The sequence below is a fragment of the Limnohabitans planktonicus II-D5 genome (assembly GCF_001270065.2).
Classification (GTDB): Bacteria; Pseudomonadota; Gammaproteobacteria; order Burkholderiales; family Burkholderiaceae_C; genus Limnohabitans_A; species Limnohabitans_A planktonicus.
In genome coordinates this window covers 15,555-30,775 of record NZ_LFYT02000023.1, presented here as the reverse complement: position 1 = coordinate 30,775, position 15,221 = coordinate 15,555, and the positions used below count along the sequence as shown (strand labels likewise).

15 protein-coding genes are annotated in these 15,221 nt (G+C 59.5%); 7 read left to right on the top strand and 8 right to left on the bottom strand.

The genetic code is table 11. From position 1 onward, the window contains the following. Window positions 1-9 precede the first annotated feature (9 nt). The 6 genes from H663_RS35595 (at window position 10) to H663_RS35570 (ending at window position 3,949) form a co-directional block, all read left to right on the top strand. A complete protein-coding gene (locus H663_RS35595; protein ID WP_083451304.1) occupies window positions 10-1,230 on the top strand; it encodes a hypothetical protein in 1,221 nt (406 codons plus the stop codon). Window positions 1,231-1,807: 577 nt separating this feature from the next. Then, entirely contained in the window at window positions 1,808-2,272 is a 465-nt protein-coding gene (locus H663_RS35590; protein WP_083451305.1) for a lysozyme inhibitor LprI family protein, read from the top strand. Beyond that, a complete protein-coding gene (locus H663_RS35585) occupies window positions 2,269-2,883 on the top strand; it encodes a class I SAM-dependent methyltransferase (protein WP_053175626.1) in 615 nt (204 codons plus the stop codon). Before H663_RS35590 ends, H663_RS35585 begins: the two co-directional genes overlap by 4 nt. Window positions 2,884-3,064: 181 nt before the next feature. Next, window positions 3,065-3,244, top strand: a complete 180-nt coding sequence (locus H663_RS42580; protein ID WP_338067177.1) for a type II toxin-antitoxin system RelE/ParE family toxin — start codon at window positions 3,065-3,067, stop codon at window positions 3,242-3,244. Window positions 3,245-3,249: 5 nt separating this feature from the next. Further along, complete coding sequence (locus H663_RS35575; RefSeq protein WP_240620545.1) at window positions 3,250-3,537, top strand: HigA family addiction module antitoxin; 288 nt, start codon at window positions 3,250-3,252, stop codon at window positions 3,535-3,537. Between the two features lie 7 nt (window positions 3,538-3,544). Next, a complete protein-coding gene (locus H663_RS35570; protein ID WP_019430691.1) occupies window positions 3,545-3,949 on the top strand; it encodes a YkgJ family cysteine cluster protein in 405 nt (134 codons plus the stop codon). A gap of 68 nt (window positions 3,950-4,017) precedes the next feature. On the opposite strand, the gene rpoD is transcribed toward H663_RS35570, so the two are convergent. The 3 genes from rpoD to yjgA form a co-directional block, all read right to left on the bottom strand. Further along, window positions 4,018-6,453 carry an RNA polymerase sigma factor RpoD gene (rpoD, locus tag H663_RS35565; RefSeq protein WP_205872739.1) on the bottom strand — a complete coding sequence of 812 codons (2,436 nt, stop codon included), beginning with the start codon at window positions 6,451-6,453 and terminating at the stop codon, window positions 4,018-4,020. Between the two features lie 395 nt (window positions 6,454-6,848). Continuing rightward, on the bottom strand, window positions 6,849-7,457 hold the full coding sequence (mog, locus tag H663_RS35560; RefSeq protein ID WP_053175632.1) for a molybdopterin adenylyltransferase: 609 nt from the start codon (window positions 7,455-7,457) through the stop codon (window positions 6,849-6,851). Further along, on the bottom strand, window positions 7,450-8,109 hold the full coding sequence (yjgA, locus tag H663_RS35555) for a ribosome biogenesis factor YjgA (RefSeq protein WP_053175635.1): 660 nt from the start codon (window positions 8,107-8,109) through the stop codon (window positions 7,450-7,452). The genes mog and yjgA overlap by 8 nt, the downstream gene beginning before the upstream one ends. A gap of 127 nt (window positions 8,110-8,236) precedes the next feature. Between yjgA and pmbA the strand changes: the two genes are divergently transcribed. Then, window positions 8,237-9,634: a metalloprotease PmbA gene (gene pmbA, locus H663_RS35550; protein ID WP_240620544.1), complete on the top strand. Its 1,398-nt coding sequence runs from the start codon at window positions 8,237-8,239 to the stop codon at window positions 9,632-9,634. Window positions 9,635-9,684: 50 nt separating this feature from the next. On the opposite strand, the gene H663_RS35545 is transcribed toward pmbA, so the two are convergent. Genes H663_RS35545 through H663_RS35525 form a run of 5 tightly spaced genes read right to left on the bottom strand, consistent with a single transcriptional unit; the run spans window position 9,685 to window position 15,172 of the window. Beyond that, a complete protein-coding gene (locus tag H663_RS35545; RefSeq protein WP_053175638.1) occupies window positions 9,685-10,809 on the bottom strand; it encodes a class II histone deacetylase in 1,125 nt (374 codons plus the stop codon). A 6-nt stretch (window positions 10,810-10,815) separates the two neighbouring features. Beyond that, window positions 10,816-12,309, bottom strand: coding sequence for a tripartite tricarboxylate transporter permease (locus tag H663_RS35540; protein WP_053175641.1), 1,494 nt, complete (start codon window positions 12,307-12,309; stop codon window positions 10,816-10,818). Between the two features lie 2 nt (window positions 12,310-12,311). Continuing rightward, the gene (locus tag H663_RS35535) at window positions 12,312-12,800 is read right to left on the bottom strand and encodes a tripartite tricarboxylate transporter TctB family protein (RefSeq protein WP_165803932.1); all 489 of its coding nucleotides are present in this window, start codon (window positions 12,798-12,800) and stop codon (window positions 12,312-12,314) included. Between the two features lie 2 nt (window positions 12,801-12,802). Continuing rightward, window positions 12,803-13,759 (bottom strand): Bug family tripartite tricarboxylate transporter substrate binding protein, encoded by a 957-nt coding sequence (locus H663_RS35530; protein WP_053175645.1) that lies wholly within the window; start codon window positions 13,757-13,759, stop codon window positions 12,803-12,805. A gap of 39 nt (window positions 13,760-13,798) precedes the next feature. Continuing rightward, window positions 13,799-15,172 (bottom strand): aminotransferase class III-fold pyridoxal phosphate-dependent enzyme, encoded by a 1,374-nt coding sequence (locus H663_RS35525; RefSeq protein WP_083451307.1) that lies wholly within the window; start codon window positions 15,170-15,172, stop codon window positions 13,799-13,801. Window positions 15,173-15,221 lie beyond the last annotated feature (49 nt).

Genomic DNA, 15,221 nt, shown 5'->3' with positions numbered 1-15,221 from the left:
AGTCAAAGCGTGTCTGTTGTCCGTCGGCGCTGCGTTTTTTTTGTGAGTGGGTTTGATCCCAAAGGGGCTTCTTTCTACCATGCTTTGTACAAGCAAGAGTCGGCCAAGCAAAGTCTGATCAATGATTGGTACTTTGAGGTAGGTGCTCGCAAGAGACTCGAAGGGGGTAACTCGTTTTGGTCTATCCGCGGCAGTCAAAGCGACTGCGATCCGGTCAACACCCACTATGAGTTCATGCGCTGGGACGATGTTGTGCGACAAAATTGGCCACAGCATACTTGGACGCTGTGGCGCGATGTAGTGGCGACGACATTTTTCAATCTGCGCCATGGCAGTTTGTGGCAGATGTTTAAGTTGTCATGGCCTCCCGCTGTGGCCTTGTTCGCGCCTTTTGTGTTGTTGCTGATGATGCTTTTGGGTGCACCAATTCTGTCCATGGCGCTCGGTAGTTGGGCTGTATTGGGTTTGCAGTGGCCAGTTTGGATAGGCTTGGTCATAACCGCAATCAGTCTGCTGTGTGTTGTGATGGTTGGGCGGCATCTGGAGTCTCGCTACAACATGTATTGGCTGACGCGCAGTTATGCGTTCACCGCACGGCAGGCTCTGGGGCTGGTGCCTGAACTGGAGGCGCGATTGGATGCGCAGGCTAGACGATTGGTTGAACGTATCCATGAACAACAGGATGACGAAATTTTGCTGGTAGCACACAGTTCGGGTGCTATCATGGCAGTGTGTATCCTTGCCCGCGCTGTGGGCTTGCTCAAGCTCCAGGAGCAAAATGGCAAAGCTGCGCACGCCAAGGTTTCGTTTATGAGTCTGGGGCAGTGCATTCCCTTGCTGGCGAACTTGCCGCAAGCGCAGCAGTTCAGGGCTGAGCTGTCTTTGCTGGGTCAGACACAATGGATTGATTGGATTGATTTTTCTGCGCCGCCAGATGGCTGTTGTTTTGCCTTGAGCGATCCATTGGCCTTAAATGAATTAAGGCCGTATAAGGCGCCTAAGTTGTTATCGCCTCGGTTTGCCGAAATGTTTGAGTCCGCCCAATACCGGGCGCTTCGTAAAGATAAATTCCGGATGCACTTTCAGTACCTGATGGCCAGCGATCGTGCCGTGGATTACGACTTTTTTTTGATCACAGCAGCCGACCGGTCCCTGGCAACACGTTATGCAGATGCCGCCAGCGTGGTCGACTTTTCAGGCTTGCGCCCTTTTCAATCTGCAAATCTCTGAGGCGCGATTTTTTTCGACCACTCTCTGATCAAGAAATATTTTTCGTTGCCAATTTTGCTTGGCATCAAGTTACAACTGTCGGTTCGATACAGTCCAAGCATACTTGTAAAGCTTGCCAGCTTATGTCCGCAGGTTTCTATCCGCATGTCGTATCACTGTTTTTGCTGCCTAAAGATTCAACACGATGAAATCAGAGCCGTGTGTTGCCAGTTGGGAGGATTTTGTGGGAGCTTGCCAGCCAAGCGAAAAGCCTGTGGTCCACATGCGTCTGATCGCCAGCAGGGCTAGCTCCCACAAGGTGCAAGATTGAGGTCAACCTGCAGACTTCAAAGTGCCGGATCAATAATGACAATTGACTTTCTGTTGTTTGTCCTCGGTTCGGGGTTCACGGTTCTGCAGTGCAGCTCCAGGTATCGTTCCAACACAATATTTTGAAAGTAAGGGTTGTCATCATGCAGATCGCGGGCTTAGAACAACTGGTGGCCAGCTACGACATCTTGACGTTGGTGGCCAAGAAGGGCTGACATGTGCTCAAAAACCGTCCGCTAAACTGCGCCTACTTGTGTAAAGAGAGGGCATGATGCGGATGAGCTTTGGGCTATGTGTGTTTTTGCTTGCGTTGTCTGGGCTGTGCTCTTCGACATATGCAATTGAAAAATTGCAGGACTCTGATTGCATGGATGGTGCTCAGACAACGCTCGAAATGGATCACTGCGGAGAATTTAAATTAGGTAAGCTCAATTTACAGATGGATGCTGTGTTCAAGAAATTGACCAGCACTCTTGCAAACTCCGAGTGTTGTTTTTCTGAGGACCATTTGATGGCAAGGGAACTAGCGATGAAGGCTCAAACGCATTGGCTAAGTTTCAGAGAGGCAGAATGCGATGGGCAGCGTGAGACAGCTTCTGCCGGATCTCTTCGTGGTAGTTTTTTCCTCTCATGCGCCATTTCCCTAACGACAGATCGCATCAAGCAGCTATCAAACTGGGGTGTGGTGGACTTGAAAAGTCCAAAGTCCAACTCTGCAAAAGTTACAAGATGAACTGGTATGACCGCGTGGTGCTCCCTTACCTGATTGACTTCGCCTGCGGCCTGCCCATGGTGCAGGCGCAGCGTCGCCAGCTGGTGCCCCAGGCGCAGGGCCGGGTGCTGGAGATCGGCATGGGAACCGGGCGCAATCTGGCTTTTTATGACCGCAGTCGCGTGACGCGCTTGGTGGGTGTGGACCCGGCCATGCAGATGCACCGCCTGGCCCAAAAGCGCAGCCAAAAGGCGGGTATCTCCGTCGAGCTGATGGGCCTGTCGGCCGAGCAGTTGCCCACAGCCGATGCCAGCTTTGACACGGTGGTATGCACCTACACCTTGTGCAGCATTCCGGATGCGGCGCAGGCCATGCGCGAGATGCGCCGGGTGCTGGTGCCGGGCGGAACACTGCTTTTTTGCGAGCACGGTCGCGCACCGGATTCGGATGTGCGCCGTTGGCAAGAGCGCTTGCAGCCCCTCTGGGGGCCGCTGGCCGGAGGTTGTCAGCTGGGGCGCGACATTCCCGCCTTGCTGCAAGAAGCGGGCTTTGCCGCCCAAACGCAATCGGCTTATCTGGCCGGGCCGCGCCCCATGACTTTTCATTACTGGGGTCAGGCGCAAGCGACTTGAAAACGATTGCAGAAAGCCGTGAAGCAGTCGCGTGGACTCGCCCTCATTCATTGCGTGGTGCGCAACATGCTAAAGTCCAGCCATGATCAAGTCGTTTCGTCACAAAGGCTTGCGCAGTCTGTTTGAGTCAGGCAAGGGGGCCGGAGTTCAAGCCAGCCATCTCAAGCGCTTGCGCATGTAATTGGCAGCGCTGGACACCGCGCAAGTCATCGACGACATGGACATTCCGGGATTTCGTTTGCACTCGCTCAAAGGCGAGATGCGCGGGCGGTGGTCCATCACCGTCAACGGCAATTGGCGCTTGACCTTTGAGTTTGAAGATGGCAACGCCTACATATTGGATGACGAGGACTACCACTGATGGCCATGCACACACCCCCTCATCCTGGTGAATTCATCCAGGAAATCTACCTTGATCCGCACGGCATTTCCGGCAGGGAATTGGCTGAAAAACTCGATGTGGCTCCGTCTACCTTAAGCCGCATACTCAAGGGCGGCAGCCGGGTCACGCCCGAGATGGCGCTACGTCTGTCCAAGGCTTTGGGCCGCACGCCCGAAAGCTGGTTGAGCCTGCAAGATGCCCATGATCTTTGGATCGCTCGTCAAAACGTGGACATGAACCGCGTGGTGCCTTTGCAGTTTTCTGCGGTCTGAGCATGCCATGAGATCCCCCATTGCCGTCGTTGACGTTGACCGCTGCGAAACTTGGACCCGTTACAAAAACGGTTTGTGCGACACCTGTGCGGCCAACTGCTGCACCATGCCGGTGGAGGTCAAGTTGGCCGATCTGGTGCGGTTGGAATTGGTGGACCCGTTTGAGGCCGAGCACGAAGACCCCAAACAGATTGCCAAGCGCCTGTCCAAAGCCGGACTGATCGAGCACTTCAACTTCAAGAACAGCATCTTCAGCTTGGCCCGTCGGGCCAGCGGGGATTGCCAGTTTCTGGATGCCAAGACGCGCCGCTGCACGGTGTACGACAAACGGCCCAACACTTGCCGCCTGCATCCTCAAGTGGGGCCTCGTCCCAACCATTGCCCTTACGGAAACAAAGCCCAGTCGCGCTGATCCATCCAAGAAAAAAGCCTCCCGACTTTGCAGTCGGGAGGCTTTGTGCTTTGCAGGACGGTGCAGGCTTACATCGTGTCGATGAAGCTGCGCAGTTTGTCGCTGCGGCTGGGGTGCTTGAGCTTGCGCAGCGCCTTGGCTTCGATCTGGCGGATGCGTTCGCGCGTCACGTCGAACTGCTTGCCCACTTCTTCCAGCGTGTGGTCGGTGGACATTTCGATGCCAAAACGCATGCGCAGCACTTTGGCTTCGCGTGGGGTCAGGCTGTCGAGGATGTCCTTGACCACGTCGCGCAGACCGGCTTGCAGGGCTGCGTCCATGGGAGCCGTGTGGATGCTGTCTTCGATGAAGTCACCCAGGTGGCTGTCGTCGTCGTCACCGATTGGCGTTTCCATGGAGATCGGCTCTTTGGCGATCTTCATGATCTTGCGGATCTTGTCTTCGGGAATTTCCATCTTCTCGGCCAGGATGGAGGCGTCGGGCTCGAAGCCAAACTCCTGCAAGTGCTGGCGCGAGATCCGGTTCATCTTGTTGATGGTCTCGATCATGTGCACCGGGATGCGGATCGTGCGTGCCTGGTCCGCAATCGAGCGGGTGATGGCCTGGCGGATCCACCAGGTGGCGTAGGTCGAGAACTTGTAGCCTCGGCGGTATTCGAACTTGTCCACGGCCTTCATCAAACCGATGTTGCCTTCCTGAATCAAGTCGAGGAACTGCAGGCCACGGTTGGTGTACTTTTTGGCGATCGAGATCACGAGGCGCAAGTTGGCTTCGATCATCTCTTTCTTGGCGTCACGGCTGGCACGTTCACCGGCGTTCATGCGCTTGTTGATGTCCTTGAGCTCATCCAGCGGCACGACCACCTTCGATTGCAAGTCCATCAGCTTTTGCTGGATGTCTTGCACCGGCGGGATGTTGCGGCCCATGACGGCGCTCCAGCTCTTGCCTGCGGCGGCTTGCTTTTCAATCCACTTGAGGTTGAGCAATTGCGATTCCACGCGCTTGCCATTTTTGTCGCGGCCACTGAAGTCGGCGATGAAGTTGTCCTGCGGGTAGCCGCATTTGTCCACAATGATGCGGCGCAGTTCACGCTCTTTCTTGCGCACGTCGTCCACCTGACCGCGCACCATATCGCACAGCTTTTCAATGGTCTTGGCCGTGAAGCGGATGGTCATCAGCTCTTCCGACAGCGCGCTTTGCACCTTGACGTAGGCGGGGGTGCCCCAGCCTTCCTTGTCGTACACCTTGTGTACTTTTTCAAAATATTCCGTGATGCGGTCAAAGCGTTCCAGAGCCTGATTTTTCAGCTCTTCGAGCTTTTTGGTCAGCGCTTTGGAGCCCCCTTTGCCATCGTCATCGTCGGCTTCGTCGAACTCGTCGAAGTCTTCTTCAGCCACGTAGTCATCGGCTTCGTTCAAGTTGGCGAAGCCGTCCACCACGGTGGAGATCACCACTTTGCCTTCGCGGATTTCGGCGGCCATGCGCAGGATTTCGGCGATGGTGGCGGGCGATGCACTGATGGCGGCCATCATGTCCATCAAACCGCCTTCGATGCGTTTGGCAATCTCGATTTCGCCTTCGCGGGTCAACAGTTCCACGGTACCCATCTCGCGCATGTACATGCGCACGGGGTCGGTGGTGCGACCGAATTCGCTGTCCACGGTAGACAAGGCGGCTTCGGCGGCTTCTTCGGCTTCTTCTTCGGTCGAGCCCGTGGGCGCGTTGTCGGTGATGATCAGGCTCTCGGCGTCGGGCGTTTGCTCGTACACCGCCACGCCCAGGTCGTTCAGGGTCGCGACCACCACTTCCAGGGTTTCGGCATCGACCAGTTTGTCGGGCAGGTGGTCGCTGATTTCGCCGTTGGTGAGGTAGCCACGGGTTTTGCCCAGTTTGATCAGGGCCTTCAGGCGCTCGCGACGCTGCTTCATCTCGGCTTCGGTCAGGACGGTTTCGTCCAGGCCGAATTCCTTCATCAAGGCGCGTTCTTTCGCCTTGCTGATCTTCATGCGCAGGGGCTTGACCTTTTCAGCTGTGCCCGAGGCATCCGTGACGGGTTCGGGTTCGAGGTCTTCCTCGATGTCCATCAAGTCTTCGTCGCCCGTGGGTTCGGCGATGCTGCCCTTTTTCTTGGGGCCGCGCTTGGCACCGGTCACGGCTTTTTTGGCGGCAGGCGCTGCTTCTGTGGCTTTGGCGGTTTTGGTTTTTTTGGTGACCACTTCGGCTTCAGCAGCTTTGGCAGTGGTTTTTTTGTCGGTGACTTCGGTTTTCTTGGCGGGCACGGAGGCAGCTTTCTTCTCGGACTTGGCTGGAGTTGCCGGGGCTTTTGTCGTCTTGGCCGCTGGGGCGACAGCTTTGGCGGCCGACTGGGTCGGTGCTTTGGCGGTCACTTTGCTGCTTGGGGCTTTGGCGCTGGGCGCAGAAGCTTTTTTGGCAGCAGCGGTTTGGGTGACGGTTTTAGATGGGGCGGGGGCCTGGGCAGGCTTCTTCGGCTTTTGAGCGGGCATGACAACCTCAAGACATCAAATCAGACAAGGAAACAGACACAGTCAGCGCCACATACATCCCGGCGCGGGCTTGTTTGGACACAGGGTCAACACCCCATATGGGTGTCAAAACTGCAATGGCAAGATGTTGGGGCGATCATTTGGAGTGCAGTCCTTGCGGAAACGGTGACCGGCCCACATGGGGGCTTCGCGCTGATGGCGGGGGTCTAGCCGGAGGTGCTGCTGTCGCTCTTGCCGAAAAACGCGGATTATACCGCATCGGAACGTGCGTCAATGCGGTTGAGGGGCTGTATGGGTTGGCATGCACTTGTCGGGGTCTTCAACCACCGACCAAAAAAACCAACTCGTTGGTCGGTACTCGAAGAGTCCGACGTTGCGCTTGTTGCCGTCGGCGGTCAGCGGGCTGGTCGGATCGCGGTTTTGGGGCGAAACGCCTTGCAGACCTCGTCCTTTGTTTCCATGTAGGGCCCGCCAATCAAATCTACGCAGTAGGGCACGGCCGCAAAAATGCCGTGCACCACGGCTTTGCCCTCGGCGTCTTTCAGGCCTTCTAGGGTCTCGGCAATCGATTTGGGCTGGCCGGGCAGGTTGATGATCAGGCTTTGGCTCCTGATCACGGCCACTTGGCGCGACAAGATGGCGGTGGGTACAAATTTCAGGCTGATCTGGCGCATTTGTTCGCCAAAGCCGGGCATTTCCTTGTCAGCTACGGCCAGTGTGGCTTCGGGGGTCACGTCGCGCAGAGCAGGGCCGGTGCCGCCCGTGGTCAGAACCAGGCTGCAACCAGCGTCCACCAGTTCGATCAGGGTGGCGCTGATGCGGTCTTTTTCGTCAGGAATCAGGCGCGGCTCGAAAGTGATGGGGTTGTGCAGCGCACGGGTCAACCAGTCTTGCAGCGCGGGCAGACCTTTGTCTTCGTACACGCCGGTGCTGGCGCGGTCGCTGATGGACACGATGCCGATCTTGACCGGGTCAAAAGGGATCGTGGCGTTGAATTCACTCATCTTCAGCTTCCTCGTCGGGGGTGTTGTCACTCTCGCCGCCCGTGAGCACGCTGCGCACCAGCTTGAACAGCTCGCGGTAAGCGCGGCCTTGGCGAGGGGCCAGGCCTTGCGAGACAGCGGCATTGGTCACCGGCACGGCGTCCTTGCGGGCTTGACGCACCAGGGCACGCAGCTGCTGGATGTCGGTTTGTGGGTGGTGTTCGATCCATTCGCCCACGGCGGCATCGTCGGCGATCAGGCGATCGCGCCAAGCCTCGGCCAGGTGCAGGGCTTGGGTGTCTTTGGCGCTGCCCAGGCGCTGAATGTCGAGGGCTTCGCGCACGGCTTGCAGGGTTTCGGGGCTGAGCAGGCGCATTTGCTTGCCGATGAACTGCATTTGGCGGCGCTTGCCTTCGAAGTTGGTGATGCGCTTGGCTTCGGCCAGGCCATCGACCAATTTGTCGGGCAGTGCCAGGCGCTCCATCAGGTCGCGGCGCAGGGTGAGCAAGGCCGTGCCAAGTTCTTGCAGTTCGGTGCTTTCGCGCTTGAGTTCGGTGCGGCTGGGGCCGTCGAGGCCGCCTTTGAGCTCGCGCTTGAATTCCAGGTCAAGCTCGCTGCCTTCGGCAACAAACTGACCGCGCACGAAATAGCCTTTTTTGGGTTTACGGGACATGACTGGGGGAACTCGTTTTCAGATGCAGCGCTGAGGCTGGGTGGCAAGTATCATAGCGGCCAGTGCGGGCCTGGTGCCCGCCATTTTTTTCGAGACCCACTTTGTGAATATTTCTGTGAAAAGCTCCGTGAAAAAAAACGCCCCCGCCACCGCCTCTCATGCGAATGCCCACGACGGCTTCAGCTACTCGCGTGACCATTTTGAAGAGCTTGTCGACATCGCCTTGCACCACGCCAAAAAACTCGGTGCCACCAACGCGGGTGCCGAAGCGTCTGAAGGCTGCGGCCTGTCGGTCAGCGTGCGCAAAGGTGAGCTGGAAAACGTGGAGCGTAACCGCGACAAGTCACTGGGCGTGACCGTGTACGTGGACCACCGCCGGGGCAACGCCAGCACTTCTGACTTTTCCAAAGCAGCGATCGAGCGCACGGTGCAAGCGGCTTACGACATCGCCCGCTTCACCGCCGAAGACCCCACAGCCGGGCTGCCCGACGAAGCCGACATCGAAACGAACCACCGCGATCTGGATTTGTTCCACCCCTGGGCCATCCACAGCGAAGAAGCGGCCAAGCTGGCTTTGCAGTGCGAAGCTGCCGCGCTCAAAACCAGCCGCCGCATCACCAACAGCGACGGCGCGGCCGTGTCGGCGCAGCAAAGCCATTTTTTCAGCGCCCACACGCACGGTTTTCGCGGTGGTTATGCCAGCTCGCGCCACAGCATTTCGGTGGCCCCGATTGCCAAGCTACCCGGTCGTAACGCCGAGATGCAGCGCGACGCCTGGTACACCTCCATGCGCGCGGCCGATGAGATGGCCTCGCCCGAGGCAGTGGGGCGTTATGCCGCCGAACGCGCCTTGTCGCGCCTGGGGGCCCGCAAAATCGCCACGACCGAGTGCCCGGTGCTGTTTGAGTCGCCTGTGGCGGCAGGCCTGCTGGGCGGTTTTGTGCAGGCCGTGAGCGGCGGGGCGCTGTACCGCAAGAGCAGTTTTTTGCTGGACTCTCTGGGTAAAAAGGTGTTTCCCAAGCACATTGACATCGAAGAAGACCCGCACTTGCTGCGGGGCAAGGGCAGCTCGCCTTTTGACGACGAAGGCGTGCGCTCGGTGCGCCGCAAGGTGGTCAAGGGCGGCCGTGTGGAGGGCTATTTCCTGAGCAGTTATTCGGCCCGCAAGTTGGGCATGAAGACCACCGGCAATTCGGGCGGTTCGCACAACCTGGCACTGACGTCGCGCCTGACCCAAGCCGGTGATGACCTCGATGCCATGATTCAAAAGTTGGGCACCGGCCTGTTTGTGACGGAGTTGATGGGGCAGGGGGTGAACTACGTCACCGGCGATTACTCCCGAGGTGCCAGTGGCTTTTGGGTGGAAAACGGCCAGATCGCTTTCCCGGTGCACGAGATCACCATCGCGGGCAACCTCAAAGACATGCTGATGGGCATCGAGGCTGTGGGCGCGGACGCCTACAACATGGGGGCCAAATCCACCGGCTCCATCTTGGTCAACCGCATGAAAGTGGCGGGCAGCTGAGGCTTGGGCTGCAGACGGGCGCGGCCGCTTGGCGACAGTTGAACGTCCGCTCAAGCCCAGTGTTTTTGCCGGATGTCCTCAAAATACCCGGCCAGTGACTGCACCAGGCGGGCCTGTTCGGTTTGCAGTTTCTGGGCGGGCATCTGGTCGTGTTGCCCGGTGAAGGGGCAGACCACCTCGGTTTTCAAACCGCTCATTTGTTCCAGCACCGACATGCCCCAAAACGGCACCGAGACCGGGCAGTAGCCGCCTTCGTGCGTCATGACCACGCGGCCTTGGGCGTGCTTGCGGGCCATGTCCAGCACCGCATCGGTCATCCAGCGAAAGGCCACGCCGTCGAGCATCATGCGGCCCAGAGGGTCAAAACGCCCCGCGTCGTAGCCGCAAGCCACGATGATCAGCTGGGGCTTGTAGGCGTCCAGGGCGGGCAGGATGACTTTCTCAAACGACTCGCGGTAAGCCCCAAAGCCGCAGCCGGGCGGCAAGGGCACGTTGAGGTTGTAACCCGCACCCGCGCCTTGGCCCAGTTCGTCGGCCTCGCCCTTGACAAACAGATAGCCCGCTTGCTGGTGCACCGAAATCGTCAGCACATCGCTGCGGTCTTCAAAACACTTTTGCGTGCCGTTGCCAAAATGCACGTCCCAGTCCACGATGGCCACGCGCTCCAGCCCATGCGCCTCGATGGCGTGTGCGGCGGCCAGTGCGGCATTGGCGAACACGCAAAAGCCCATGCCCTGCTCGGGTTCGGCATGGTGGCCAGGCGGGCGGGTCAGGGCGTAGGCTGTTTGGGCTTGGCCTTGCATGACGGCGTCCACGGCGGTGAGGGCGCAACCGGCCGAGCGGCGGGCGGCGGCCCAGCCGTTGGATGAGATGGGCGCGCCAATGCCAGTGTCGCCGCCACCGGCCAGGGCAATTTGCTCGACCTTGGCCACATAGCTGGCGCTGTGCAGGCGGGTGAGTTCGTGCACTTGTGCGTCGCGTGCCGGGATCACCTGCAGGCTGTGCATCAGGCCCGATTGCTGGATCAGGTTGTGCAGACGCCGCTTGGGGTCGGCGTTTTCGATGTGGCGGTTGTAGGGCTCGACAAAGCCACCGGGCTTGAGCATCAGGGCGTAGTTGCCAGGGTCATGCCAAAAACAGATTTCGTCGGTGATGTAGGCGGTGGGTGAGGACATGAGGGGTCAGGCTTTGCGGGAAGAGACGATTCGGGACAACCAGGGCCAGATCAGCATCAAGACCATGACGGCCAGGATGCTCGCCGAGATCGGGCGTTCGATGAAGGGCATCAAGGAGCCGTCGCTGCGGCCCAGCGCCTGGCGCAAAGTCGACTCCAGCGTGTCGCCCATGACCATGCCCAAAATGAGTGGAATGGTCGGGATATTGGCCCGTGCACACACCAGCCCGAAGACGCCAAACACCGTGGCAATCAGCACGAAATACATGGAGTTGGCTGCCGAATAGGCCCCCACAAAGCACAGCGCCAAAATGGCCAGGCCCAAGATGCGCGGGTTCACATAAGCCAGGCGGGCCAGCGGTTTGACGCACAGCACCAGCAAAATCAGGATGACCACGTTGATGACCAGCAAGGCCGACAGCACGCCGTTGATGATTTCAGGGCGGTCCATGAACAGCGATGGGCCGGGCACGATGCCGTGCACCACAAACACGCCCATGATGATGGCGGTGATGGCGTCGCCCGGAATGCCCAGTGTCAGCACCGTGATCATGGCGCCGCCCGAGTTGGAGTTGTTGGCACTCTCGGCGGCCACAATGCCCTCAGGGTTGCCTTCGCCAAAGGGCGTCGGGTCTTTGGCACCGCGTTGCGCCCAAAAGTAAGCCAGCGAGGTGGACAGGGCCGCACCCACAGCGGGCAAGACACCAATGGCCGAGCCCAGAAACAAGCCTTTGCCCAAAGTTTTGGGGTATTTGAAGGGCTCTAAAAAGGCCCGCCAAGACACGCCAGCACGGCCAATCAGGGACGAGTCAAACTTGGGCACGGGCGAGCTGACCATGACCAAAGCCTGCGCCATGCCGAACATGCCCACCGCCACCGGCACCAGCGGGATGCCGCTGAGCAAGGCGGGGATTCCCAGGGTGTAGCGCTGTTCGTTGGAGTTGGGGTCAATGCCCACGGTGGCCAGGAAAAAGCCCAAGCACATCATCATCATGGCCGAGGCAAACTGGCGGTGATAGGCTTTGCCCACACACAGGCTGGCCAGCAAGATGGCCATCACGGTTTCTGGTGCACCAAATTTGGCCGCAAAACCCGCCAGAGGTCGAGCCGCCAGGCCGAGCAGCAAGGCGCTCACGATGCCGCCAATGAAAGCCGACATGAAGGCCAATGACAAAGCCCTTTGCGCCTGACCCTTCTGGGCCATGGGGTAGCCGTCGAACATGGTCATGATGGACGAGGCTTCGCCCGGCGTGCGGATCAGGATGGATGTGACCGCGCCGCCGTAAAAGGCCCCGCAGTACACCCCCAGAAGCAAGGAAATGCCCGCCAGCGGGGCCATGCCATACGTGAAGGGCAGCAGAACGGCAATCGTCACCCCCGGCCCCACACCGGGCAGCACGCCCACCACAATGCCCAGGGCCGAGCCCATCAACAGGGACAGCACGATTGGCCAAGTGCCCAGCGCCGCAAAACCCTGCGACAAGCTTTCAAAAAATTCCATGCTCAGATCAACCAGCCGTGTCCGAAGTGGACTTTGAGAAGTTTTAAAAATACCCACCACATGGCCAGCGCCAAGGGCAGGCTCAGCGCCCAGGTGGTGCGCCAGGAAAAGCCCAGCACCCGACTGCTGGCCACCAGGAAAAGCAGGGTGCTGCTCAGATATCCCAGCCAGGGCACGGCCAGCATGTACAGGCCAAACAGACCCAGCATGGCCCAGGCCAGGCCCATGCGGGCCTGGCTGGAGTCGAGTTCTTCAGAGTCCTTGAGTTCGATGGCGTGGCGGCGTTTGAAGACCTCCGCCACACCCGCCAGGGCCATCAAGCCCAGGGCCAGCAATGGAAAAAATGCCGCCGATTCGAACCAAGCCGCCGCTTGGGGGTAGGGCACGATGAGTGATCGGCTGGTCAGCGCAAGGCCCCCCGCCAGCAAGGCCAGCACCAGCAAAAACACACGGTCCCAGGACCGTCCGCGAAGGCTTGACTCGGGCTTCATCGTCACTTCTTGGCCATGCCCAGTTCGGTCATCAGCTCGCCAATCCATTTGGCGTCATCAGCGACGCGCTTGTTCATTTGGTCAGCGGTCATGTTGAAGGTCGGGCTACCGGCTTTCTTGAAATGGTCCTGCACCGCTTTGTCATTGATGGCTTCCATCATCACGCTGGAGAGCTTGTTGATGATGTCCTTGGGCACGCCCACGGGTGCGGCCATGCCGCCCCAGGTGTACAAGTCGCCGTAACCTTCTTCGGCAGGTGTTGCGGTGTTCGGGAACGCGGGGTTGCGCTGAGGGCGCCAGGTCGACAGGATCTTGACCTGCCCGGCCTTGGCGAAAGAGATGGCGCCATCAGCACCTGAAGTGGTCAGGTCGGCATCGCCCGCGATCAGTTCCTTGGCGCTGGGGTTGGGAAAGGACACGACCTTGTAGGCCCAGCCGTCTTTCTTTGCAATCCTGGCGGCGATCAGCGCTGGCACGGCGGCGGGGGCATAGCTGCCAATCACCACGGGCTTGCCGCTTTTCTTGGCCCAGGCGGCGAATTCCTTGAGGTTGGTGGCCGGAATGTCGCCACGCGCAGCCAGCACGAAGTCGTTGATCAGCATGCCGCCGACCGACTGGTAGTCGCTGAGTTTGTAGGGCGTATTGCCGGCGATGATTTGCGAAATGCCAGGGCCAGGCGTCCAGGTGCCGATGGTGTAGCCATCGGGTTTGGCGCGGAGCATCTCGGCAAAGCCCACCACGCCGCCGCCGCCGGGCTTGTTGATGACTTGCACCGGCACGCCCAAGCGCTTGCTCATGCCCTCTGCGACCAGGCGGGTCACCACGTCCATGTCGTTGCCCGGTGGGTAGGGGTAAATGATTTCGATGGGCTTGCTGGGCCACTTGTCTTGTGCCATGGCGGGCAGGGCGGCTGCAGCGGCCAGGGCGGCGAGGGTGATCAGTCGGATGCGAGGGGTCATGGTTGTCTCCAGGTCAGTGAGGGTAATGGGTTGGGGGGATTAAACTTTTTCGGCCGCTGAGAACGCAAGGTGTAAAACCCTGAGGGCTTCGTCCACATTCTCACGGGTAAAGACCAGAGGCGGCGACAGGATCAGCCGGTTGCCTTGCACGCGGATGATGGCACCTTCGCTGCGCGCCGTGCCGACCAGGGTCTGGATATAGGCCGAAGGCGGCAGCAACATGGCTTTGCTGGCTTTGTCGGTCACCAGTTCAACGGCGGCCATCATGCCTTTGCCGCGCACTTCACCCACATGGGCGTAAGCCATCAGCTCTTGCAACTTGTCTTGCATGTAAGCCCCTACGCGGCTGGCGTTGCCGGGCAGGTCTTCGCTGGCCACGATGTCCAGGTTGGCGTTGGCCGCAGCGCAGGCCAGGGCATGGCCTGAATAGGTGTAGCCGTGCATCAGCGCAGCGGGCACGCCGGGCTGGTCCCAGGCACTGGCCACGCGTTCGTTGATGAGGGTGGCACCCAGTGGCACATAACCCGAATTGATGCCCTTGGCCATGGCCATGATGTCGGGGGCCACGCCCCAGGCGCCGGCGCCGCACATGGCACCGATGCGGCCAAAGCCGGTCACGATCTCGTCGCTGATGAGCAAGATGCCGTGCTGGTCAAGCAGTTGGCGCAGGCCTGGCCAGTAGCTGTCGTGCGGCACGATCACGCCGCCTGCGCCTTGCACCGGCTCGGCCACCAGGGCGGCGATGTTGTGCGGTCCGACTTGCTCGATCAGCTGGGCCAACTGGTCCAGGCACAGCTGGGCCAGCTTGGCCGGGTCGGTTTCGTTCCAGGGGTTACGGTAGGTGTAGGGCGTTTCGGCCAGGTGGCAGCCGGGCAGCAGGGGCTCGTAGGCGCTGCGGAACATCGGGTTGCCGTTGATGGACGCGCCGCCAAAATGCACCCCGTGGTAGCCCCATTTGAGCGAGATGAACTGGTGACGATCGGGTTGGCCGTTCAGCTTCCAGTATTGGCGCGCCAATTTGAGCGCTGTCTCGACCGCGTCCGAGCCACCGGAAGAAAAGAACACCTTGTTCATTTTCTCTGGCGCAAACATGCGCATGAGGCGCGCCGACAGCTCGATGGCCGGCGGGTTGGAGGTGTTTTGAAAGGTGGAGTAGTAAGCCAGCTTGTCCAGCTGCGCCTTGATGGCGTTGATGACCTCGGGTCTGTTGTGACCCACGTTCACGTTCCACAGCGAGGCCACGGTGTCCAGATAACGCTTGCCGTCGATGTCATAGACGTGTACGCCTTCGCCCCGGTCAATGATCAAGGGGGGCGCAGCCTGCACCGCCTTGGGGTCGATCATGGGGTGGTACATGTGCTGCGCGTTGGCGCTGCGGATGTCGATGGGGGAATCAAAGGACGTGGTGCTCATGCCTCCAAGCATAGGCAGCAAGCAGGTGATGGAAAAAATCCATTATCCT

What these genes read in the sequence shown, in the direction of transcription:
- H663_RS35590 (WP_083451305.1), top strand. Translation starts at nt 1,808, where the DNA reads ATGATGCGGATGAGCTTTGGGCTATGTGTGTTTTTGCTTGCGTTGTCT.
- H663_RS35585 (WP_053175626.1), top strand. Translation starts at nt 2,269, where the DNA reads ATGAACTGGTATGACCGCGTGGTGCTCCCTTACCTGATTGACTTCGCC.
- H663_RS35575 (WP_240620545.1), top strand. Translation starts at nt 3,250, where the DNA reads ATGCACACACCCCCTCATCCTGGTGAATTCATCCAGGAAATCTACCTT.
- H663_RS35570 (WP_019430691.1), top strand. Translation starts at nt 3,545, where the DNA reads ATGAGATCCCCCATTGCCGTCGTTGACGTTGACCGCTGCGAAACTTGG.
- rpoD (WP_205872739.1), bottom strand. Translation starts at nt 6,453, where the DNA reads ATGCCCGCTCAAAAGCCGAAGAAGCCTGCCCAGGCCCCCGCCCCATCT.
- mog (WP_053175632.1), bottom strand. Translation starts at nt 7,457, where the DNA reads ATGAGTGAATTCAACGCCACGATCCCTTTTGACCCGGTCAAGATCGGC.
- yjgA (WP_053175635.1), bottom strand. Translation starts at nt 8,109, where the DNA reads ATGTCCCGTAAACCCAAAAAAGGCTATTTCGTGCGCGGTCAGTTTGTT.
- H663_RS35545 (WP_053175638.1), bottom strand. Translation starts at nt 10,809, where the DNA reads ATGTCCTCACCCACCGCCTACATCACCGACGAAATCTGTTTTTGGCAT.
- H663_RS35540 (WP_053175641.1), bottom strand. Translation starts at nt 12,309, where the DNA reads ATGGAATTTTTTGAAAGCTTGTCGCAGGGTTTTGCGGCGCTGGGCACT.
- H663_RS35535 (WP_165803932.1), bottom strand. Translation starts at nt 12,800, where the DNA reads ATGAAGCCCGAGTCAAGCCTTCGCGGACGGTCCTGGGACCGTGTGTTT.
- H663_RS35530 (WP_053175645.1), bottom strand. Translation starts at nt 13,759, where the DNA reads ATGACCCCTCGCATCCGACTGATCACCCTCGCCGCCCTGGCCGCTGCA.
- H663_RS35525 (WP_083451307.1), bottom strand. Translation starts at nt 15,172, where the DNA reads ATGAGCACCACGTCCTTTGATTCCCCCATCGACATCCGCAGCGCCAAC.